This is a genomic window from Nannocystis pusilla (genome assembly GCF_026626665.1).
Taxonomy (GTDB): Bacteria; Myxococcota_A; Polyangia; order Nannocystales; family Nannocystaceae; genus Nannocystis; species Nannocystis pusilla.
This window is the reverse complement of sequence record NZ_JAPNKE010000002.1, coordinates 6,498,125-6,519,997: the sequence shown is the minus strand read 5'-3', so window position 1 is coordinate 6,519,997 and position 21,873 is coordinate 6,498,125. Positions and strand designations below refer to the sequence as shown.

At 72.3% G+C, this 21,873-nt stretch carries 17 protein-coding genes and 2 pseudogenes; 13 read left to right on the top strand and 6 right to left on the bottom strand.

Annotated elements, in window-relative coordinates:
• Positions 1-52: 52 nt before the first annotated feature.
• From OV079_RS58785 to OV079_RS28770, 3 genes and pseudogenes are all read left to right on the top strand, one after another.
• Positions 53-937: pseudogene (locus tag OV079_RS58785) on the top strand (SDR family NAD(P)-dependent oxidoreductase); the annotation flags it as partial.
• Between the two features lie 1,292 nt (positions 938-2,229).
• Positions 2,230-2,763, top strand: coding sequence for a hypothetical protein (locus OV079_RS28775; RefSeq protein WP_267772156.1), 534 nt, complete (start codon positions 2,230-2,232; stop codon positions 2,761-2,763).
• Positions 2,760-3,329 (top strand): hypothetical protein, encoded by a 570-nt coding sequence (locus OV079_RS28770; protein ID WP_267772155.1) that lies wholly within the window; start codon positions 2,760-2,762, stop codon positions 3,327-3,329. Before OV079_RS28775 ends, OV079_RS28770 begins: the two co-directional genes overlap by 4 nt.
• Before the next feature lie 903 nt (positions 3,330-4,232).
• Here the strand turns inward: OV079_RS28770 and OV079_RS28765 are convergent.
• Positions 4,233-4,472: a hypothetical protein gene (locus OV079_RS28765; protein ID WP_267772154.1), complete on the bottom strand. Its 240-nt coding sequence runs from the start codon at positions 4,470-4,472 to the stop codon at positions 4,233-4,235.
• A gap of 251 nt (positions 4,473-4,723) precedes the next feature.
• On the opposite strand from OV079_RS28765, the gene OV079_RS28760 reads away from it, so the two are divergent.
• Positions 4,724-5,458: a zinc ribbon domain-containing protein gene (locus OV079_RS28760; RefSeq protein ID WP_267772153.1), complete on the top strand. Its 735-nt coding sequence runs from the start codon at positions 4,724-4,726 to the stop codon at positions 5,456-5,458.
• Positions 5,459-5,591: 133 nt separating this feature from the next.
• Here OV079_RS28760 and OV079_RS28755 read toward each other — a convergent pair whose 3' ends face one another.
• Complete coding sequence (locus OV079_RS28755; protein WP_267772152.1) at positions 5,592-5,879, bottom strand: hypothetical protein; 288 nt, start codon at positions 5,877-5,879, stop codon at positions 5,592-5,594.
• Between the two features lie 29 nt (positions 5,880-5,908).
• Between OV079_RS28755 and OV079_RS28750 the strand changes: the two genes are divergently transcribed.
• From OV079_RS28750 to OV079_RS28735, 4 genes are all read left to right on the top strand, one after another.
• Positions 5,909-6,637, top strand: a complete 729-nt coding sequence (locus OV079_RS28750; protein WP_267772151.1) for a M23 family metallopeptidase — start codon at positions 5,909-5,911, stop codon at positions 6,635-6,637.
• Between the two features lie 492 nt (positions 6,638-7,129).
• On the top strand, positions 7,130-7,870 hold the full coding sequence (locus OV079_RS28745) for a hypothetical protein (RefSeq protein ID WP_267772150.1): 741 nt from the start codon (positions 7,130-7,132) through the stop codon (positions 7,868-7,870).
• Positions 7,871-7,896: 26 nt separating this feature from the next.
• Entirely contained in the window at positions 7,897-8,145 is a 249-nt protein-coding gene (locus OV079_RS28740) for a hypothetical protein (RefSeq protein WP_267772149.1), read from the top strand.
• 414 nt (positions 8,146-8,559) lie between these two features.
• Positions 8,560-11,211 carry a hybrid sensor histidine kinase/response regulator gene (locus OV079_RS28735; protein WP_267772148.1) on the top strand — a complete coding sequence of 884 codons (2,652 nt, stop codon included), beginning with the start codon at positions 8,560-8,562 and terminating at the stop codon, positions 11,209-11,211.
• Positions 11,212-11,296: 85 nt separating this feature from the next.
• On the opposite strand, the gene OV079_RS28730 is transcribed toward OV079_RS28735, so the two are convergent.
• Positions 11,297-11,926: a hypothetical protein gene (locus OV079_RS28730; protein ID WP_267772147.1), complete on the bottom strand. Its 630-nt coding sequence runs from the start codon at positions 11,924-11,926 to the stop codon at positions 11,297-11,299.
• Between the two features lie 80 nt (positions 11,927-12,006).
• Positions 12,007-13,194 carry a helix-turn-helix domain-containing protein gene (locus OV079_RS28725; protein ID WP_267772146.1) on the bottom strand — a complete coding sequence of 396 codons (1,188 nt, stop codon included), beginning with the start codon at positions 13,192-13,194 and terminating at the stop codon, positions 12,007-12,009.
• Positions 13,195-13,446: 252 nt separating this feature from the next.
• Between OV079_RS28725 and OV079_RS28720 the strand changes: the two genes are divergently transcribed.
• The 3 genes from OV079_RS28720 (at position 13,447) to OV079_RS28710 (ending at position 15,697) form a co-directional block, all read left to right on the top strand.
• Positions 13,447-14,358 (top strand): GAF domain-containing protein, encoded by a 912-nt coding sequence (locus tag OV079_RS28720; protein WP_267772145.1) that lies wholly within the window; start codon positions 13,447-13,449, stop codon positions 14,356-14,358.
• 199 nt (positions 14,359-14,557) lie between these two features.
• Positions 14,558-15,442 carry a hypothetical protein gene (locus tag OV079_RS28715; protein WP_267772144.1) on the top strand — a complete coding sequence of 295 codons (885 nt, stop codon included), beginning with the start codon at positions 14,558-14,560 and terminating at the stop codon, positions 15,440-15,442.
• Positions 15,443-15,475: 33 nt separating this feature from the next.
• A complete protein-coding gene (locus OV079_RS28710; protein ID WP_267772143.1) occupies positions 15,476-15,697 on the top strand; it encodes a hypothetical protein in 222 nt (73 codons plus the stop codon).
• 34 nt (positions 15,698-15,731) lie between these two features.
• Here the strand turns inward: OV079_RS28710 and ggt are convergent, their stop codons facing one another.
• Together ggt and OV079_RS28700 are read right to left on the bottom strand one after the other, a co-directional pair.
• Positions 15,732-17,432: a gamma-glutamyltransferase gene (gene ggt / locus OV079_RS28705; protein ID WP_267772142.1), complete on the bottom strand. Its 1,701-nt coding sequence runs from the start codon at positions 17,430-17,432 to the stop codon at positions 15,732-15,734.
• A 451-nt stretch (positions 17,433-17,883) separates the two neighbouring features.
• On the bottom strand, positions 17,884-19,461 hold the full coding sequence (locus OV079_RS28700) for an MYXO-CTERM sorting domain-containing protein (protein ID WP_267772141.1): 1,578 nt from the start codon (positions 19,459-19,461) through the stop codon (positions 17,884-17,886).
• Positions 19,462-19,671: 210 nt separating this feature from the next.
• Between OV079_RS28700 and OV079_RS28695 the strand changes: the two genes are divergently transcribed.
• Together OV079_RS28695 and OV079_RS58780 are read left to right on the top strand one after the other, a co-directional pair.
• Positions 19,672-20,778, top strand: a complete 1,107-nt coding sequence (locus tag OV079_RS28695) for an RNA repair domain-containing protein (protein ID WP_267772140.1) — start codon at positions 19,672-19,674, stop codon at positions 20,776-20,778.
• A gap of 34 nt (positions 20,779-20,812) precedes the next feature.
• Positions 20,813-21,865, top strand: a pseudogene (locus OV079_RS58780) (2'-5' RNA ligase family protein); the annotation flags it as partial.
• Positions 21,866-21,873 lie beyond the last annotated feature (8 nt).

Genomic DNA, 21,873 nt, shown 5'->3' with positions numbered 1-21,873 from the left:
CGAGCGGGTCGCCGCGCTGGGCCGGCGCCGGCAAAGCTGCTATGGACCGGACATGAAGAGCTTCACCGACAAGGTCGCGGCGATCACGGGCGCCGGCTCGGGCATGGGCCGCACTCTGGCGCTGGCGCTGGCGCGCCGCGGCTGCCACCTGGCGCTGTCCGACGTCAACGAGATCGGCCTGGCCGAGACGGCGGCGCTGCTGCGGGACGCTCGCGTGAAGGTGACGACCCAGCGCGTCGACGTGGCCGACCGCGAGGCGGTCTACGCGTGGGCCGACCAGGTGGCGCGCGAGCACGGCAAGGTCAACCTGATCTTCAACAACGCGGGGGTCGGGCTCGGCGCCACGGTCGAGGGCATGCGCCTGGAAGACTTCGAGTGGCTGATGAACATCAACTTCTGGGGCGTGGTCCACGGCACCCGCGCGTTCCTGCCCCACCTGAAGGCGAGCGGCGAGGGCCACGTGGTTAACACGTCGTCGGTGTTCGGCCTCATCGGCGTGCCGTCGCAGTCGGCCTACAACGCGGCCAAGTTCGCGGTCCGCGGCTTCACCGAGTCGCTGCGCCAGGAGCTCGACATCCTCCGCTGCGGCGTCTCGGCCACCAGCGTCCACCCCGGCGGGATCAAGACCAACATCGCCCGCGCCGGCCGCATCGACCCGAGCATCGCCTCGCTCGGCGCCGACCCGGCGAACGCGAACCTCAAGTTCGAGAAGAACTTCATCACCACCGCCGAGGTGGCCGCGGAGACGATCCTCCGCGGGGTCGAGAAGAACAAGCGGCGCGTGCTGGTCGGCCCCGACGCGCACTTCATCGACCTGATGGCCCGGCTGCTGCCGTCGCTGTATCAGCGGCTCACCGTGGCGGTGGCGCGCAAGCACATCTACTTTCGCCGCGGACGACGGCCGCGGCGGCGACTGCGGAGATGCGGTCGTGGGACGGTGTGGGCCGGGCTGGGCGGTCCCCGGGCCGGGCTTGGCGAGGCCAGCCCCGAAATCATGGGCGGCTCACGGAAATCGTCGGGGCCGGGAAATCACGGCTACATGGTCGTGTCATCCGCGGGTTCTCCCAACTCTCTGTTGTTCGCCGGGGTGCTGCTCGCCGGCAGCGTCGGCTGTCCGGGGCAAGGCGATCTCGGCGTCTATACCGACACCGACGCCCAGCAGTCCGGGTCCGGGTCCGGGTCGTCGTCCGGGGGGTCCGCCGGCGACTCGTCGCCCTCGACCGGTTCGCCGGACGACGCGCCCTCGACCGGCGTCTCGACCGTGGGCAGCACCGGCGAGCCCGTCGACACCGAGTCCACGACGGCGGGCGAGTCCACCGGGATCGAGACGACCTCGGAGGACGGCACGACCGGGGACGGCAGCACGACCGGCGCCGAGCGGCCCGCGCGCTGTCTGGAGCCCGATCCGTCGCTGCTGTCGTACTCGGTGTTGTACTTCGATCCATGGCCGGGCGGCGACGCCCTCGACCAGGAGTTCGACGGCGAGTGCACGCTGTTCGACATCACCGAGGACTCGAAGCTGCACCTCCTGTTCGACTGCGGCACGACGGCGGCGACGATCGACCTCGTGGCGTCGCCGGCGGACCTCGGCGACCTGCCGCCGCTGAATCAGTCGTATCGGCTGAAGTGGGTCGCGCGCGCGGCCTCGTGGGCGAGCAATTGGTGGTTCACGCTGTCGACGGTCGGCCCGGCGCCGACGCTGCTGCTCGCCGGGATGGAGACCCAGGAGCTGTTGCCGGCGGGGATGCCGGACTTCTTCGCGCCGCTGACCCTGGCGCACGACGGCAGCGAATGCGGGCAGGCGACCGATTGCGACGACCCGTGGGACCCTCTGCTCGTCGAGATGTCCCAGGGCGGGCCGACCGTGCCGGTGACGCACAAGACGCGCTCGGACGTGGGCGACTATCGAGTGGTCGTCAACCTCGCCGGCCGCTTCCGCGACCTCCACACCATGGCCCGCGAGTGCCTCGAATGGACCGACCCCGTGCCGCAGGGTTTTAATATGATGATGATCCACCGCGGCGACTGACGGCGAGGACGCCGGAGGCGCACGAGGCTGGCCGTGAGAGCTCGATGCGGTCGACCTGGGCAGCCCTCCGGCTCGGTGACGACGCAGCCACGAAGGCGGCGGCGAAGGTCGCTGCTCGCGCATCGGGTGACGCGGGGCGCACGAGGGGTCTCTTCGAGGCGATGAATGGTGGGCGTCGGCGGGCCGAGCTCGATGGCGCGATGCGATCGATCCACGCGCCATTGTGCGGGCGGGCGGTGCTCGTGGTCGAGGATCGGGCGCCGCCGGTCGAGCGCATCGCGGTCACGCGGATCGGCGAGCGCGACGAGCCGGTGAGCGGCGCGCCGGGGAAGCGCCAGCGCGAGCTCGGCCGCGCCGTCGCGGAGCTCGGCGGGAAGTGCTCGCGCCCGGGGGCGGCGCTGCGCGTCGAGACGTATCGCCTGCACGCGGCGGCCGACCGCCCCGGCCTCGCTCCGCGGGCATTGCGGCGGTCCAGCCGGGACCGGGATCGACGGAGTGAGGGCGGCGCATCGCGCCCGCTTCCGCGGGCGACCGACGGCGCGCTCGACCTCGAGGTCCTGGTGGCGCAGGCCGAGTTCACCGCGCAGATGAAGGGCGAGCCGTTCGACGCCGCCGGCTTCCGCGCGTCTCGCGGCCGAGCGCCCGCTGCGGCGGAAAAGGATGACGCCGCGCGAGCCGGCGCGCGGGTCTCCTTGAGAGGGGCGTCGCCATCGCCAATACTGACAGTCGCATGAGCGAAGCGCGACGCAGGGCCGAGACGATCGCCGCGAGGATCCGCGCCGGCAGTCAGTTCTCGATCGAGGGGCGCGAGGTGCGGATCCGCAACGCCGACGGCTCGTCGTCGTGGACGGTCCTGAACATCCAGGAGCTCGCCGAGCTCGAGACGATCCTCGCCGAAGGGTCGCGCGCGGTCGATGTCGCGGGCGTGGGCCGACTGACCGCGAGCTCGCTCGGCTGGCAGGGGACCGACGACGGCGGGGTCCGCGTGCTCGTCGTCGATGTCGAGGACGCGGACCTGGTGTCGACGGTGCAAGCGGCGATGGCTCAGGTCCGCGCGCACCTGGAGGCGGCGAAGCAGCAGCTCGCCGACTGGATGACCCGCAAGGTGCCGCTGTGGCGCGCGGGCGAGGCGCGCTCCGAGGCGAAGGTGCGCGAGTCGCTGCGGCTCGACGCGGTGACCGTGTACGCAGCGGGCGAGGCGACCTTGCTGTTCTCGGCGGGCGACCTGGTCGCGGGACACACCGCGGCGATCGACCTCGACCCGAAGGGCACGCCGGAGTGGCCGCGGCTCGAAGGTTGACGGCGGGTCGCGAGTGATCCGCCGGAAGATCGGTCGGGTCGGCTGACGCTCGCGCGCATCGGTGCGCAGCGGTGAACGCGGCGATGTCGTCGTCGGGCGGACGCAGCCGCCGATGGTGTCACCCACGACCCGTCGGCAGCAGGATGGTCGGCGCGCCCGTGCGCCGAATCGAGCGGTCCGGCTGATTCGTGCGCGCTTCGCTGCAGTCGTGCGTGGACGCGGAAATCGTCGTCGTCGCGGCCGCGGGACGACGGACTTGTGGCACGATCGCGGCCCGATCGTGAGCGAGGTCGTCGAATTCGCGTGCGGGTCGTGCGGCTCGCAGATCCAGGTCGAGGCCCACCTGCGGACCGCGACCTGCCCGTACTGCGCGTCGCCGGCGGTGGTCGAGCGGCCGCGGGAGCCCGGGCGACCGCAGCCGGACTTCGTGCTCGCGTTCATCGTCCCGCACGAGCAGGCGCTGACGGCGGCCCGACGCTGGGTGAGGCGGGCGTGGTTCGCCCCGGAGGCGTTCCGCAAGGCCACGGTCGAGGCCATCCGCGGGATCTACGTGCCCTCGTACCTGTTCTCGGCCGCGGCCCACGCGGAGTACACCGCCCGGATCGGCGAGAACTACACGGTGACCTACACGACCACGGACTCGAAGGGCCGCACGGTCACGCGCACGCGCACGGAGACCGAGTGGCACACGCTCGCGGGCAACTACTCGGCCTACGTCAGCGACGTCGTGGTCACGGCCTCGCGGGGGATCGGCAACCACGAGCTCGAGGGGGTCGAGCCGTTCGACCTGCGCGCGCTCCACCGCTATTCGCCGCGCCTGCTGTCCGGGTGGATCGCCGAGGAGGCGTCGATGACGGCCGAGGTGTGCCGCGAGCTCGCGGTCGCCGAGGCGATGGCCGAGGTTCAGCGGCGCATCACGAAGATCTTGCCCGGCGACCGGCAGTCGGACCTCGAGGTCAGCGCTCGCCTCGCCGACATCGCCCAGATCCTGATGCTCGCGCCGGTGTGGGTGCTGCCGGTCCGCTTCGCCGACGACCGCGTGGTCCGCCTGCTGGTCAATGGCCAGACCGGCAAGGTGTTCGGCCGACCGCCGCGCTCGTGGGCGAAGATCGGCGGGCTTATCGCCCTGATCGTCGGCCTCATCGTCGGGGGGTGGTGCTTGCCAAGCACTGATATCTCCGCGACGTCGGTCGACGCCGCCTGCGGCCGCTGCGAGTCGCCGCTCGAGACCGGCGATCTGCGGTGTGCGGTGTGCGGGCTGCCGACGCCGGGTGAGGTGCTCGTCGGCGCCGTGACGCGCATCGAGCTCCTCCGCTGCGAGGGCTGCGGCGCGGCGGTGTCCTACGATGTCGAGGCGCGCGCCGAAGTGCTCGTTCTGCGGCTCGCAGATGCACGTGGAGCGTCCCGAGGACCCGGTCGAGGAGGCGTCCGCCTACTTGCCGTTCGCGGTCGACCCCGCGGCGGCGGCCGAGGGGTTGCGGCGCTGGCTCGGCACCCTCGGCTTCTTCCGCCCGAGCGACCTCCAGGCGGCGGCGACGATCGGCGAGTTGAAGCCGCTGTGGTGGGTCGGCTGGGTGTTCGACGCCGAGGTGCTGGTCAGTTGGGCCGCCGACTCCGAGGTCGGGTCCCGGCGCGCGTCGTGGGCCCCACACGCGGGGCAGCAGTCGCTCCACCTGCGAAACGTGCTGGTGCCGGCGTCGCGCGGCCTGAGCGCCGCGGAGTGCCGGGCGATCGCCCGCGGTTACCGCGTCGACTCGGGCGGGCCGCCGCCGGAGGCCCGCGCGGGCGTGTTGATCGAGCGCTTCGACGTCCAGCGGTCGGCGGCCCGCCGGGCGATCGCCGAGGGGCTCGAGCGGGCCGCGCTGGGGCACGCGAGCACGTGGGTCCCCGGCAGCCGCCAGCGCAAGCTCTCGGTCGCGGTGCTGCCCAGGCGCCTCAGCTCGGAGCGCCTCGCCTTCCCCGCCTACGTGCTCGCTTACCGCTACCGCGACAAGCTCTACCGCGCGGTGGTCAACGGCCAGGACATGGCGGTGGTCACCGGCAAGGCGCCGCTCTCGATCGCGAAGATCGTCCTCGTGATCGTCGGGGTGCTCGCCGCGGCCGCGCTGATCGTGGTCCTGGCCAGGTGACGCGACGAGACGACCTGCGACAGCGAGTTCGTGGCCCGGTTCTCGCCGCGACAGACATGTCTCAAAGGCCATCTCCGACGCGCCGGCACCTGCAGGGGTTGAACGGGTGTGCGAGATCCGGTAGGTCCGGGCTTCATGCGCCGCGGTCTTCACTTGCTGCTCGTCCTCCTCGCTCCCGCCTGTTATTCGCCGGACCAGGGGGGCGACACCGCGACGTGGTCCACCTCGGCGCGGAGCCGACGAGCGATGGCAGTTCGGACACCACCGCGCCGGGCAGCACCACCGACGCGCCGGAGCCGACGACCGCGTCGACCTCCGGCTGGACGACCGACGCGAGCAGCACGAGCGGTCCGGACTCGACCGGTCCCGATACGTCCGACCTGACGACCACCACCGAGCCCGGCACGACGACGACCACCACCGGCGTGCCCCGGATCCTCGTGTCCGCGCGTGCGCGTGGTGGTGCCGCCGGGCCAGGTCTTGAACGTGCGGCCGCAGCCGTCGACCGCGATGGAGCCGGTGGGGTCGCTGGCCAACGGGGCCATCGTCGACGTGTTGGCGATCGTGCAAGGTGAGGCGATCGACGCCGTCGACACGTGGTATCAGGTCGCCGGCAATTGGCCCGAGGGCTATGTATTCGCCGCATGGGTCGAGTGCACGCTCGACGAGCCGTCGGAGGCCGGGTTCTTCCTGCCGCTCGAGTGCGGCAGCACGGCCACGGTCACGCAGGGCAACTTCGGCCCCTTCAGCCATCAGGGCAAGTCCGCCTACGCCTTCGACTTCGGCCTCACGCTGGGCACGCCGCTGGTGGCGATCGAGGAGGGCACGGTGTCGCACGCCTACGCTGGCACGATGCCGGGCGACCCCTGCTACGACGGCGGCGGCATGGAGTGCATCAACTCGGCCAATTACGTCACCTTGCAGCACCCTGACGGCACCGCCTCGAACTATGCGCACCTGAGCCAAGTCTCGGTGACGGTCGGTCAATACGTCCCGCGCGGCGCCATCGTCGGGCTCACCGGCTCGACCGGCTGGTCGACCGGCCCCCACGCCCACGTCGCCCGCCAGGAGGGCTGCGGTCAGGCGTTCTGCCAGTCGATCGCCGTCCAGTTCGTCGACGTCGTCCCCGACGGTGTCCCCGACGGCGGAGAAGTCGTCACCTCGCAGAACTGTCCCTGATCAATCGGGCCACGACCCGCGAGGCCGGGGTCCCGCATCGACCACCAGCGCCAACCGCTCCGCATCTCTGACGAGAACAGGTCAAGAGCCGTGGGGCGCGGCGCGGGCTCGGATCGAGCTGCCGACACCGCGGTCTCGAAGGGACGGTCGAGCATCACCACCGCGCGCCCTCCGGTGCGAGCGGCACGGCCTCCATCCCTGCGAAGGGACCACCCTGGACGGACCCTTCGAGCCTCCGGCCTGGTCATGAACGAGGCGCCGGGCGCCAGGCCTCCGACCCGATTCATTCGCCGCAGGACATAGTCCCTGTCCGCGCGACCCGCTACTTCGCGGCGCCGCGACGAACTACCTTCTCCTCGGGCTCCGCTGCGAAAGCCAGCACCGCGGGCGCAATCATCCCCTGCCGGATGAACGCCCGGATGCTCTTCGCATCGGTGCTCGTGATGCCCACCGACGCGGCGCCTGCCGCTCTGCTCGAAAAGGAGAACTGAGATGACCACGCAGTACACTATCTACCTCGTCAATAACTCCGCCCAGACCCAGCAGTTCTGGTGCTTCCTGGCTACCCCCGACGAGCTAGCGGGCGATCCGGGAGTCTTCGCCAACTCCAGCATGAGCCTCGCGCTGAGCTCCGGGCAGCCGGGTATCAATACGTTCACGATCCCGGTCCAGTACGTCGTCAGCGCCGGCGCGAGCAACCAGGCCGTCGGCTTCGGCGTCGAGATCGACTCCAGCATCACGAGCAACGCGGCGCTGGGCCAGCTGTGGGAGGCCGACTACGCGAACGCGCCGCCCGACATGGGACCGAAGCTGAAGCTCCTCGATTCCGCGGGGGCCCCGGCGACTGCGATCGCGCTCAAGTCGAACGCGTTCGACGAAGTCACCAACGAGGCGAATGGTTGGTTCAGCAACATGAGCTTCGGGATCGAGACCGCGCGCGGCTTCATCGGCATGACTTGGTCGCCCTCTCCGCAGCAGACGCGGACGCTCACGCCGCTCCTGAAGTTCTACGTGGCCGTCGGCAGCTACGGCAGCAACCAGCTGGCCCGCTGGACCGATATTTCCAACAAGTCCGCGATGTTGCAGGTGCCTGAAAGCTTCCAGCTCAACGAGGCCACCGTGACGTACGGGGCGGACGGCGGCTGGTCCGTGACCCCGGAGCGCCGCCTGCTTCGCCGCCGCGCCGTAGCGTGCATGACGACGCGGCGCGCGACGCCGCGACCCCGCGCGTGAGCCAGGCACCCAGCCAGGAGGACGCGGTGGCCGCGATCCAGTGGAACACGTCATCCGCCGTCGCCGAGACCGGCCCGCTGACGATGTCGGGGACGCTGACGGTGAAGGTCGCGCTCGCCGCGAGTTTCACGGCGTTCGTGCTGGGCGGCATCGTGTTCAAGATCAGTCGGGCGGCGGCGGGTGGCACCACCGTGGAGTTCTCGTACTCCGGCCGGGAGAGCGTCGATGCCGTCAAGTCGCTGTTCACGGTCGGCGCGAAGCTGTTGTTCTCCTGACACGCGCAGATCGGTCCTCGCCCTGACGTATGGAATGCGGCATGGCCCGCACGGACTCCTCCGGCGCGTCGAAACGCCGCCGTGAGCCCGCGCCGCGGGGCGCTCGCGCTGCAGCGAACGCTCGGCGCTGCGGTCTCCTTGCGGTGCGCCCGGCCCGGCCGTGGTTCGCGCGGCGGACACGACCTCGCGCGAGTCCGCGGCCCGGCCGCCCGGGTGCGCGCGGATGAGGTCGCTGTCGGGCGCCGCCACGGCCGCACCGTCGGCGACGCCTGAGCTCGTCGCGGCCCGGGCACGGAGGTTGCCGCTCGCGGACCGAATTTGCCCCCGCTGTGCGTGGCCCGCCGGCCGAATGCCCACACAGTCGTTCGAGGTGATGCGGCAGGAGGAGAAGTCCTGGAAGGCCCCCGCCCATGGATGCTGTACGCTCTGGCGAGCGGCGCGGCCGCGTGGGCCGTGATCGGCTGGCTGGCCCTGTCATCCTCGGGTTCGGGACGCGCGGCGCTGATGCCGTTCGTGCCCGCAGTGCTCGTCTCGGCCGTCGTCGGCGGCCTGTGGCCCGGTCTGCTGACGACGCTCCTGTGCACCGCGGCCGGGGTGGTCTGGCTGCTCTCGGCGGAGACGACGGCCCGCGCCGCCGAGTGGTCGCAGCTGGCCATCTTCGCGGCCACTGCCGTGGGCATCTGTGCCGCGTGCGAGCGTCGACGAGCGACTCGCCGGGGCTCCTCGCTGCAGACGACGGAGGCGCTGCGGCAGCGCGGCGAGGAGATCGAGCGATTGATGGAGCTGGTGCCGGCGGTGGCCTGGCTGGCGCGCGATCCGGAGTGTCGGGAGGTGGTCGGCAACCAGGCGGGCTGCCGCTTGCTGAAGTTGCCGCCCGGCTCGAACATCTCGGCCCGACTCCCGCCCGAGCAGCGCGGGTGGCTCCGCTTCGAACGCGAGGGCCGGGAGCTGCCGCTGGAACGGACGCCGCTGCGCCTGGCCATCGCCACCCGAGCGCCGGTCACCGACGTGGAGGTCGACCTGGTCCTCCCCGATCGGTCGGTGTTCACGCTGCTGGGCAACGCCGCGCCGCTGTTCGACGCCGCCGGCGCGGTGCGAGGCGCGGTCGGGGCCTGCCTCGACGTCAGCGAGCGCCAGCGGCTGCGCGAGCAGCTGCAGCACAAGGAGGAGCGGCTGCGGCTGGCGATGGAGGGCGCCGAGCTCGGCGAGTGGGAGATGGATCTACGGACCCAGCGCGCCGTCTGGTCGCCGCTGACGCGCGAGCTGCTCGGCGTCGCCCCGGACACGCCGATCACGTTCGAGCTGTACGAATCGCGGCTCCACCCCGACGACCTGGCGCGCGATCGCTGCGCCGTGGCGGAGTGCCTCGCCACCGGCAAGTATCAGAACGAGTACCGCATCCCGCTGGCCGGCGGCGGCTGGCGCTGGATCGACTCGCGCGCGAAGCTGGTGCGGGACACGCAGGGGCAGATCGTCCGCCTGTTCGGCGTCGTCAGCGACATCACCGCCCGCAAGGAGGCCGCGGAGGCGCGAGCGCGCAGCGAGGAGCGGCTCCGGCTGATCCTCGAGAGCGCCACGGACTACGCGATCTTCACCGTCGACGCGCGAGGGATCGTGACCAGCTGGAACGCGGGGGCGAAGAACGTGTTCGGCCACGAGGAGCACGAGATCGTCGGCAAGGACGGCGCCGTCCTGTTCACGCCCGAGGACCGGGCGCGCGGGGTGCCGGAGAAGGAGATCCGCGCGGCGCGGCGAGACGGCCGGGCCCACAGCGAGCGCTGGCACCTGCGCAAGGACGGCACCCGCTTCTGGGGCAGCGGCCTGATGATGCCGCTGCGCGACGGCGGCGAGTACCACGGGTTCCTCAAGATCATGCGCGACTGGACGGAGGCGCGGCGGTCCAAGGAGCTGCTGGAACGGCAGGCGGAGGCGCTGCGGCAGGCCGATCGCCGCAAGGACGAGTTCCTGGCGACGCTCGCCCACGAGCTGCGCAACCCGCTGGCGCCGCTGCGCAACGGGCTTGCGATCCTCCGCCGCGCGGGCGTCGACGAGGAGATGGCCGAGCGGGCGCGAGAGATGATGGAGCGGCAGCTCGGGCAGATGGTGCACCTCATCGACGACCTGCTCGACGTGAGCCGGATCAGCCGCGGCAAGATCGAGCTGCGAAAAGATCGCGTCGCGCTGGGGCAGGTGCTGCAGAGCGCGATCGAGACGGTCCAGCCGCTGATCGAGCGCCATGGCCACGAGCTCACGGTCGAGTCGCTGCCGGAGCCGGTGTTCGTCGAGGCCGACGCGGTTCGCCTGGCGCAGGTGTTCGCCAACCTGCTCGGCAACGCCGCCAAGTTCACGCCGCCCGGCGGTCACATCTGTTTGGCGATCGAGCGGCGAGCCGGGGCGGTCGCGGTCCGCGTCAAGGACGACGGCATCGGCATCGAGCCGGAGATGCTGCCGCGCGTGTTCGACCTGTTCGCGCAGGTCACCGACACCTACGAGCGGTCGCAAGGCGGGCTGGGCATCGGCCTGTCGCTGGTCAAACAATTGGTGGAGATGCACGGCGGTACGGTCGAGGCCAGGAGCGGCGGCCTCGACATGGGCAGCGAGTTCACGGTCTGCTTGCCGATCGCCCCGTCGAGCTCGCGGCCCGCAGAGCCGCCGGCGTCGGCCTGCGAGGCGGTGCAGGGCGCCGGTCGCCGCGTGCTGGTCGTCGACGACAACCGCGACGCCGCGCTCAGCCTGGCAGACTTCCTCGAGCTGATCGGCTGCGACACGCGCGTGGCCCACGACGGGTTCGAGGGGCTGCGCCTGGCCGCCGAATTCAGCCCCGAGGTGGTGTTCCTCGACATCGGCATGCCGACGATGAACGGCTACGAGACGGCCCGCCGGATGCGCGCAGAGCCGTGGGGCGAGAAGCCGGTCCTCGTCGCGCTCACCGGCTGGGGCCAGGAGGAGGACAAGGCCCGCGCGCAGGAGGCCGGCTTCGATCGCCACATCGTCAAGCCCGCCGCGCCGGAGGTGCTCGAGGCCTTGCTGGCGGAGCTGCCGGCATCGCCCGTGAACGCGGCCTGATGCGAGACGGGCCCGCGCACGATCGGCGGGAGCGCTGCCCGCCCACGCGGTGCGCCTTCACCCGTGAACGCGAGGGGGCACGCACTCAGGGGCGGGGCGCGGGTGACCAGAGCCGGTCGCGCGAAAGTCCGAGCACCGAGGCGGCCGCGGAGTGAAGCGAGTCGGGGGCCAGCCGCCCGTCGTGTGCGGCGTTGCCCAGCCAAGCCTGGATGGCTCCGCCAGTGCGCTCGAAGCCGTCGGCCTTGAGCAGGCCGTAGAGGCCGGCGGCCAGCACGTGCATGCCGTCGTCGGCGCCTCGCCAGCGCTCGCCGGCGGGCCGGGCGACGCCGATCCGCTCACTGATGAGCTGATCCAGCGCCTCCGCCGTGTCCTCGTCGAAGAGCCCGTCGAGCGTGGTGTACCCGAAGCTGGGGTCGTGCTCGGCGACGATCCGGGTGAGCAGGGGATCGCGGCGCAGCACCTCCAGCGCGTCGCGAATCGCGGGGCTCTCGCCGTCGAAGGGGGGATGGAGGATCTCGTGCGCGGCGATGCGGAGGACCGTCTCGTCGGGATAGTCGAGATGGGAGATGAAGCGCTGGCCGATGATCTTGATGCCGTGCGGCTTGGAGAAGTGCAGCAGGTGAATGGTGATGTCCGGCTGCAATCGACGGCCCAGCAGCCGCTCCTGCTCGGCGATGATGTCCACTCCCGTCAGTCGCTGGCGCAGCGCCGCCACGCGCCGTTCCACCCGGTCGCCGAGGACGCGCCGGCGGAGCGCCGGAAAGTCGGCGGCCGCCAGCGCATCGAACAGGCGTGTCAGCGCCGGCCGTGCGGCGACGAACCAGGCCCACGCCTCGTCGTCCCAGTAGGGGCTGGCGCGGTAGCGAGGAGCAGCTGCTGCTCGGCCTCCGCGAGCGAGCCGCGCAGGTCGGCGAGCGTGTCGCCGGGCCCGGCGGAGAACACCAGGCAGAGGAAAGGGCCCAGCAGGTCGCCGTGCTCCTTCGCGGAGGCCTTGAGCTGCTGGACGATGCCGACGGCCTCGGCGCTGAATCCGGGCAGGAACTGCGCGAGCTCTTCGCGATAGTGGTCGGTGTAGAACGGGTCCCCGGACAGCGGGCCGAGGAAGCAGAGCGCGTCCAGGGCTTCGGAGGCGGTGACGTTCCAGCGGGTGCGTGGGGCCGGGGCAGCGGGGACGAGCGAGCCGCGGGTGGCACAGCCGACCGCCGCGACGAGCGGGAGTCGGCCCAGGGCGAAGAGGCAGTCGCGTCGATTCATTCCTCCCCGAATAGTCGTTCGCGGCCGAGCGTTCTTGAATCCAATTGATCCTCCGGCCTCGGCGTGCGCCGCAGCGACGCCGGCGTCCGGCCCGTCAGCGCGGCCACGTCGCGAGTCATGTGAGCCTGGTCGGCGAAGCCGAGATTCAGGGCGAGCTGCGCCAGCGGCAGCGACGAGCCGGGGATCGTCCGCCATGCACGGAGCGCGCGCGTCGGCCCGGTAGCGCTTGGGTGAGACGCCGTACGCGCGCTTGAAGCCGCGGGCGACCGCCTCCAGCGTGAGACCCGCGGCCTCTGCCCATTGCGTGAGGCGCAGCGACGGGTCCTCGCGCAGCGCCGCGGCGAGCAAGTCCTGCCAGTCTTCGGGCCCATCCGTGGCGGCCACGCATGAGGCGGACAGGAGGCTGGACGCGGCGAGCCGGTCCCGCTCGGCCGTCCGCACCACGGCATCGAGGTCGCGCAGCACGGCGACCGGCACATCCGGTGCATCGATCGGAAGCGGCAGGTTCAGCACCTCGGCCCCGGCGGCGCCAAACTGGTCGGCGTGCGCCTCGAAGGCGCGGTGGAACACCACGGCGCCGGCGCCGAGCCGGAATCGACCCGAGTCTCCCGCTTCGACGTAGCCCCCGGCGACGACGACCGCGGCGTACCCGATCCCGTGACGGTGGCGCTCCAACCGCGTCGATGCCAGGAATCGCTGGGCCACGGCGACGTCGCTGCGTCTCGGCACGGCCTGGGATGATACCGGAGCTCGTTCGACAAGGGGCGCGATCGACGAGCTGGATGAAGCGCGGGCTTCTGCAGCGTGGAGAGCCCTCGAACCCGAGCGAGACGGAGGAGCCTACCGCCTGTCACCAGCGACGACGTCGTCAACGTGGTCCGCGTCTCCCGCTCCGGGCGCAGCACGCGATCGACGCTCGCGCGGCCGCCCGCGAGGCGCCGCCGGCGGATCGCCGGAGGTGATAGGCTCGTGTCGGCCCGCATGTCTCGCGCCGACTCGCTCGACCTCCTGCCGCTGCTCGATCGCTCGGCCGCCGCGCTCGCCGCGGTGCGCGACGAGGCGATGCTCGTCGCGGCCATGGACGATGTGATGACGCGGATCGTCGACTGCGAGTACATCGGCCTGTTCTTCCTCGAGCGCCGGACGGGCCGGCTGCGCCACGCGTTCACGCGCGGCTTCACCGAGGAAGAGCGCCGCGCCGCCGAGCTCACCGCGATGAATCGACACGTCGGCGAGGTGTTCCGCACGCGCACCGTGCTGCACCTGCCCGACGTGCAAGTCGAGGCCGACCCCTCGGCGCGGGTCAATCCGCGGCGGCACCCGGTCCGCTCGCGCCTCACGGTGCCGGTCGTCGGCCGCGGCGAGAGCGTCGGCGTCATCTCGCTCGGCAACGTCCGACCGGCCGCCTTCTCGGACGTCCAGATCGCGCTCGTCAACTTCGTCGCCTCGCTCGCGGGCGTCGTGTACTGGAACCTCGAGGACCTGCGAGCGCTCGACGAGCAGTACTCTCTGGTGAAGACGCAGAAGGAGGAGCTGCTCGAGCTCTCGGCGCCGATCCTCGAGGCCGCGCCGGGCGTGCTCCTGCTGCCGGTCGTCGGGCGCCTCGACGGCGAGCGCTGCGCCCTCGTCGCCCAGCGGCTGCTGCATGCGATCGCGTGCCGCGCCACCCGCGCCGTGGTGTTCGACCTGACCGGCATGGAGGAGACCGGCAGCGCGTCGATCGCCGCGCTCCTCGACGTCTTTCGCGCCACCCGTTTGATGGGCGCAGCGTGCCTGCTCTCGGGCGTGACACCGGCCAGCGCCCGCCGGATCGTCGGGCTCGACCTGCCGCTGCCGACCGAACGGATCTTCCCGACGGTCCACCTCGCGCTCGCGGCTGCGCTGGCGCTGTGAGCCGCACCTCGACGACCCCTCGGTGCGTCGATTCGCAGCCGCGACGTCGCTGCTCACCTGCGCCGCCGGTCCGACGCTCACGGCTCGGCGGCCGCGCGGGGTCGCCGTGCCGCGAGTGATTCGCCGGATGGCGGGTCGAGGCTCGCGCTCGCGCCTGCATGCAGTCGCCGTGCGGCGCGCTCCGTAGTACCGTCGAGCGATGGCTCGTGCCCGACAGCGCGCCGAGTTCGCCCGCCTGGTCGAGGTCCTGGCGCCCGTGGGGTGGCAGGGCGACGAGCGCAGCGTCGAGGCGTGGGTGCTGCGGCTGCGCGAGCTCCCGGACGACGAGGGCGCGCAGCTCGCTCGCAACCTGCTGCGGGCCTATCGCCACGGCCTCTTGCTGCCGGAGCGGTGGGCCGAGCTCACCGGGGCGCCGCCGCAGCGCGCGAGCGACATCGACGACGCGGTGCGGCGATTGTGGGACGCGTTCGCGGCGGCCGGGCTGGCCAAGCCCTACCGGACGGAGGAGAACCTCGGCCGCATCCGCGCGGGCCTGGCCCGGCGCTGGGCCTGGCAGCCGCGCTGGTCCTTGATGAGCCAGGACGAAGATCTGCTGCTGATGGACGACGCGCTGGTGCCGACGCTGCTCGCGGCCGCCGCGGAGCCGGGCGTGCCCAAGCGGCAGTACCTGCTCGAGATCGTCGCCCACCACGCGCGCGACAGCTGCTGCCAGGCGGCCTATCACGGCCAGGAGCTCGAGGCGACGCTGCGACGCGCGGCCGGGTGGGCGCCGCAGGCCCGGGAGGTCGGGGCGCCCGAGCTCGCGGCGTACCTGGAGCGCCTCGGCAGCCACGCGGTCGGCGGACCGGTCGATCGCGCCGGCGCCGAGCAGCGCTTGCTCGACCTCGGCCGCTGCCAGGAGCCGCCGCGCAGCGCCCTCGACCTGCGCACGGTCGAGGGCGGCTGGGATGGCTGGCTCATCCTCTCGGGGCGCAATCGTCGGCTCCGCATCGACGCCGCGACGGGGCGCATGACATCGATCTCGCCGGAGCCCGCACGCAAGCGCCGGGCGCGACGTCCGGGCAAGACGGCGGAGGAATCATGACCGGCCGAGGCCGCGGCGCGAAGGTGGAGAGCGATGAGCGATCCGGAGGACGAGGCGCGGAGGGTCTGCGGCTGCCAATTCGTCGGGCTGCCCGGCCGCTGCCGCGAGCAGGTCTTCGAGGCAGGCCTGTGCCCGTATTGTGACGATGCGCCGCTCCACCGCCATTGTGCGGGGCGCGGGTCGAACGCGGTGGCGTTCACGCTCGAGCCGATCGAGGTGTATTGTTCGGCGTGCGAGCGGGGCCGGGTGGCATGATCGACGGTGACTCGCACGATACGTCGCATGCGCCTCAATCGTCTTCGGCGCGGGTGAGGCCGACGGCGACGCCGTCGCGGCGGGGGTCGGCGACGCCGACGTAGGTCCCGCCGTCGACCGCGATCACGCTGACGTCGCCGACCTCGAGCGGTTTGTCGCGGAAGCGGTGGCCGAGCGCCTCGAGCTCGTCGCGCACGGTCCGGGGGAGGTCGCTCTCCCAGCGGGCCTTCTCGTTGCAGAGGGCGCTGTAGATCCGCGGCTTGGCGATCGCCTGCTCGATGTCGAGGCCGTACTCGAGCAGGTCGAGCAAGACCTGGGCGACGGCGCTGATGATGCGCGGACCGCCGGGCGAGCCGAGGACGTAGACGGGCTCGCCGCCCTGGAACACCAGGGTCGGGGCCATGCTGCTGAGCGGCCGCTTGTCCGGCGCCGGCGAGTTGGGGCGGCCCGGCAGCGGGTCGAAGTCGGTCAGCTCGTTGTTGAGGAAGAAGCCGTAGCCCGGCAGCAGGCGACCTGTCCCGTAGTGCTGCTCGATGGTGACGGTGAAGGCGACGAGGTTGCCCCAGCGGTCGGCGACGTTGACGTGGGTGGTCTGCGGGTCGCCGTTCATCAGCTCGACGGGCGCGAGCGCCGGCGCGGCCCCGGCGATGGCGCCCGGCGGCACCGGGCAGGTGTTCTCGGTCAGGTCGACCATGGCGGCGCGCTTCTGGATGTACTTGGGGGCGAGCCAGCCGGTGAGGGGGATGTCGACGAACTCGGGGTCGCCGAGGTACGCGTTGCGATCGGCGAAGGCGAGGTGCATCGCCTTCATCACCAGGTGGTAGCGCAGGCTGGAGTCGAACGGGTACTGGCCGATGTCGAGCCGCTCGAGGATGTCGAGGAATTGCAGCACCGTGAGCCCGCCGGAGCTGGGCGGCGCGGCGGTGACGATCTCGTAGTCGCCGTATCGGCCCTGCACCGGGTCGTCGACGGTGATCTGATAATGGTCGAGGTCGGACATCGTCATGCCGCCGCCGGCGGCCTGGACCGCGGCGACGAAGGCCTCGCCGATCGGCCCGCGGTAGAAGGCGTCGATGCCCTCGGCGGCGATGAGCCGCAGGGTGTCGGCGAGCTCGGGCTGGACCAGCAGCTGGCCGATCTTCAGTGGTTTGCCTCCGGGCAGGAAGAGCGCGCTGGCGGCCGGGTTGGCGGCCAGGAAGGGCTGATGCTCGACGAGGCTGGCGGCCATGAGCCGGCTGACGATCACGCCGTGATCGGCCAGCGCGATCGAGGGCGCGAGCAGGTCGGCGAGCGAGCGGGTGCCGAACTCGGCCCGCGCGTACTCGGCCCCGGCCAGGGCGCCCGGGACGCCGATGGCGACGCCGAGAGTGCGCCGCTCGGCGAACGGGATCGGCTCGCCGTTCTCGTTCAAGAACATCTTGGGCTCGGCGCTGGCGGGGGCGCGCTCGCGGCTGTCGACGACCGTGACCACGTCGTCCTCGGCGTCGTAGATCATCATGAAGCCGCCGCCGCCGATGCCGGAGAAGCCGGGCTCGGCGACGCCGAGCGCGAACTGAATGGCGACCGCGGCGTCGACCGCGTTGCCGCCCTCGGCCAGGATCTGCGCGCCCACCCGCGCGGCCTCGTTGCTCGACGCGACGACCATGCCGTCCTCGCCGCCGACGATCGGGCCGATCGCGGTGGCGACCTCCGCGGCCGCGGCGTCGGCGGCAAACAACACGAGAGCGGCGGTCACCCCGGAGGTCATTTTAAAAAAGAACGTGCGCGCATGCGGGCTCCTGCCGGCCGTCCGCCGGCGACTGGGAAGATTGCGGAGCGCAGGAGCATGGCACTCGGCAGATCGACAGCAACCCGAGCACGACGCGAGGGCGGGTCGCCGATGGACGCGAGCGACCCGCGGGCGGGCGGATGCGCGAGCGGACGGCCCAGGACGCGTGAGTCTCGAGAGCGAGCGACTGCGATGAATGGGCCGCGACGAGAGCCGGGTGGAGGTCGCTCGCCGCGCCGCGACTCCGAGGATTCACGAGGGCCGGGTCGTGAGGGTCGCGGGCGAGCGACCGCGACGCGTGGCGATCGCGCGAGCGCGGCGCTGTGACGGCGAGCCGCGCTCGTGAATGGTGCGGATGAGCCGCGCGGCGGTCGTCTGTTGCCGCGCGGATTCGCGGAGGCCGAGTCGCGAGCGACTGCTACGATTGGCGGCGACGGCGACGCAGGGCGATCAGAGCGAGCAGCGCGAGCGGGCCGCCGGCGGTGGCGTCGCTGCGGCAGCCGCAGCCGCCGTCGTCGTCGGTCGCGGGCGAGGTGTCGCCGGCGGTGGCGCTGCTGCCGTCGGTGGCGGATTGCGTGGTGTTGCCGGTCGACTCGCCGAGCGACGTCTCGCCGTCGGTCCCGCCCGGGTCGGTGGTGGTCGGGCCGTCGGAGCCGCCGGAGGTGGGCACGCCGGAATCACCGGAGGTGGGCTCGCCGGAATCGCCGGAGGTGGGCTCGCCGGTCGTGTCGCCGGTCGTGGTGGTGTCGCCGCCGCTGCCGCCGGGGACCGGCAGGCCGCCGTTGCAGCCCTCGCCGTCGTACTCGATCGCGCCGATGTCGATCGCGCCGTCGTTGCGATCGTTGCCGCAGTAATCGTCGGTGACCTCGGGCACGGCCAGGCCGAGGTCGACGAACGCGGCGCCGTCGACCAGCGTGAAGTCCTGCGCGGCCGGGTCGGCGAACCACGCGGCGAATTGCTCGAGGGTGGCCTCGACGACGTTGTTCTGCTTGTCGGTGACGGCGCCGTCGCGGTCGCGGATCTTGCCCATCAACAGGTTGTTGTGGACGACGCCGGTGGTCTCGGCGAAGCGCATGTCGATGCCGGCGGTGTTGTAGAGGGTGTTATTGAAGATCTTCGAGTCGGCGCCGGCGTTGACGTAGATCCCGACGTCGGAGCAGTTGAGGATCAGGTTGTTGCGCACGACGCCGCGCTCGTGCTCCGGCTTGCACGCGCCGTCCTCGCAGATCATGTCGGGGCCCGAGCCGCCGCCGCCGAGCGACAGGCCGAGCCGGACCTGGCCGCTGTGGAGCAGCTCGCACACGACCAGGTTGCGCTCGATGACGCCGTCCTTGGCGTGGCCCTTGAGGAAGGCGGCGTAGCTGATGTTGTCGCCGCCGCCCTTGGCGTGGTCGTGGATGAAGTTGCCGCGGAGGATCCACCGCTGGCCGCCGACGACGTCGATCGGGGTGACCGGGTTGGAGGTGTCGCGCGGGGCCTCGTTGAAGAACTCGTTGTACTCGACGACGACGTCGTCGGGGTGCTCGTAGGCCATGTTGGGCCCGATCGGCTCGCCGTTGCCCTTGATCATGGCGTTGAAGCCGTGCAGGCGGTTGCCGACGATGTGGGTGTTGCTGGCGGCGCCGGTGATGTGAAAGGCGTGCTCGCAGTCGCTGTCGGCGGCGCAGATGCCCTCGATGTCGAGGCCCTCGAAGCGCCAGTACGGGGCGCGCACGTGGAAGCCCTCGAGCGAGTCGAGGCGCAGCTTGGCCGCGCCCTGCTCGGCGGCGCGGACGACGATCGGGGCGTCGGCGGTGCCGGCCGTCTCGCAGGCGATCTTGCCCTGATGCACCTCGTAGTCGCCGGCGGCGAGGACGATGGTGTCACCGGGCTGAGCGGCGGCGATGGCGGCGAGGAGAGCGTCGACATCGGCCACCGGCACCTCGGCGGCGTGGGCCGTGGCGCTGGCGAGGGCGAGGACGAGAGACGAGGTCGCAATAAGCGGCGAGCGAAGCATGCGGCGACGGTAACACCGCCGGCCGGGGCGCTGCTGCGCGCACGCCGAGGCGCGCGAACTGCAGCGCGGAGCATGCACGCGCGCACATCGGCGCGCGTGCGCGCGGCCGGCCCCTTGCGCGGGCCGGCGTCCCTGCCTAGCCTCGGGTCCCCGCGCTCTCGCGGCGAATCGGTCATGGCGAAGCAGCGCGACAGACAGGGGCTCCGGCCGGTGCAGGACGTGGTCGGGCGGCTCCGCTTCGACGCGACGTTCGACGTGCGCCGGTTCGTGGTCGGGTACGAGGAGCGCTTCGCCGGGGTGCGCGAGGCGCCGCTCGCCGAGTTCCTGGCCGGCGACAACGAGATCCCGTGGCACCGGATCTTCTTCATCAAGGCCGGCGAGCTGATCGTGTGGGACCGCCGGGCGCGCATCGACCTGGTCTTCGGGTCAGGTGACAGCCCGGCCGCCGATCACGCGGCGATCGCCCGCGCGTGCGCGCCGGCCCCGGTGGCCGCGCCGGCGCCGACGCGGCGCGGCAAGCTTCGCGCGGGCCCGGCGGTGTTCGAGGCGCGGCCGTGCTTCCGCTTCGATCCGTCGCGCGGGGCCTGGCTGCCGGTCGCGGCGACGGGGCTCCACGAGGCGCGGGCGGAGGCGCTGCAGGTCGCGACCTACAACGTGCTGTTCGACCTCTACGAGCCGGAGCAGCTGTACAGCGAGGCACGCGGGCCGGCGTGCGCCGAGCTGCTGCGCGAGCGCGAGGCCGACATCGTCGCGCTGCAGGAGGTGACGCCGCGGCTGTGGGCCGAGCTGCTGGCGGCGCCGTGGCTGCGCGAGGGTTATTACGTGTCCGAAGGGCCAGACGCGGCGGGGCTGCAGCCGTACGGGCAGGTGCTGCTGTCGCGCTGGCCGCTGGCGCTCGAGCTGCACGAGTTCTCGGCGCGCAAGCGGCTGGTGGTCGGGCGCCTGTCGCTGGCGGGCCGGCGGCTGGCGGTCGCGGCGGTGCACCTGACGAGCAACCGCAAGGCCGACGCCGACGACCGCCGCGCCGAACAGCTGGCGGTGCTGGTCGAGCGGCTCGCCCGCGCCGACGTCGACGACGCGCTGGTCCTCGGCGACCTCAACTTCGGCGACGGCGAGGAGGACCAGCAGCTCGCGCGCGCGGGCCTGGTCGATGTGTGGCGCGAGGTCCACCCGCACCACCCGGGCTTCACCTTCGACCCCGAGGCGAACCCGCTGGCGCGGCTGGCCAGCCGCACCGGCAAGGCGGCCCGCTTCGACCGGGCCGCTGCGCTCGCCGGCGGGGGCGCTGGCGCCGATCGAGGCCACGCTGTTCGGTGACAAGCCCTTCGGGACAGGTCCCGAAGGACAGGAGATGTTCGCGTCGGATCACTTCGGCGTGTGCGCGCTGCTGCAGGTGGTCGCCGACGCCGACATGGCCGCGCGCCGGGCCCGGCTGGCCGCGGCGAGCCCGGTGCACCGCAGCGCGCTGGTGGTGATCCCGCCGGCGGCGGCGTGGCCGGCGATCCAGGCGATCCGCGTCGACCACGACCCGAGCCACGGGCGCTGGATGCCGCACATCAACCTGGTGTACGGGTTCGTGCCGGAGGCGCTGTTCGCCGACGCGGCCGCGGCGTTGACCGCGGCGCTGCGCGGGCTGTTGCCGCTGCGAATCGCGCTCAAGGAGGTGCGCCGGTTCGACCACCGCGGCAGCACGACGGTGTGGTTGGAGCCGGTCAGCGATCCGCCCGGGGCGCTGTCGGCCCTGCAGGCGGCCGCGGCGGCGCTGTTCCCCCTGTGCGACGAGCAGTCGGCGCGCGGGCCGGGCTTCGTGCCGCACCTGACGATCGCCAAGCTGACCGGCAGCGAGGCGGAGATCGCGGCCGCGATCAAAGGCTGGCGGGCGAGCTGGCATCCGCTGGCGTTCACGGTCGAGGCGGTGCACCTGATCAGCCGCCGCGAGGACGAGCCGTTCGCGATCCGGGCGACGGTGCGGACCTGTCCCGAGGAACAGGATGATGTGAAGGAGCGGTCGGGGAGCTTGCCGCCGTTCGGCCGCTGGCCGTCGCCGACGCACGAGCGGGTGACCGCGGCGTTCGAGCGGGCGACGGCGGCGGTGCAGGCGGGGTCGCAGCTGCAGGTGGTCGGGTCGGCGCGGCTCGGGGTGGCCGGGCCCGACGGCGACCTCGATCTGGTGTGGGCCGGCGCGGACGGGGTCGACCGCGCGGAGCTGTTCGCGGCGGTGACGCAGCGGCTGGCGGCGGCCGGCGAGCTGCTCGCGGTGCGCACGGTGAAGAGCGCGGGGCTGCCTGTCCTGAAGTGCAGGTTCGAGGGGATCGCGGTCGACCTGCAGTACGCCGGGCTGCCGCCGCCGCTGCAGGGGCGCGCGCTCGGGTCGCTCGAGCCGGGCGAGCTGGCGACGCTCGACGAGGCCAG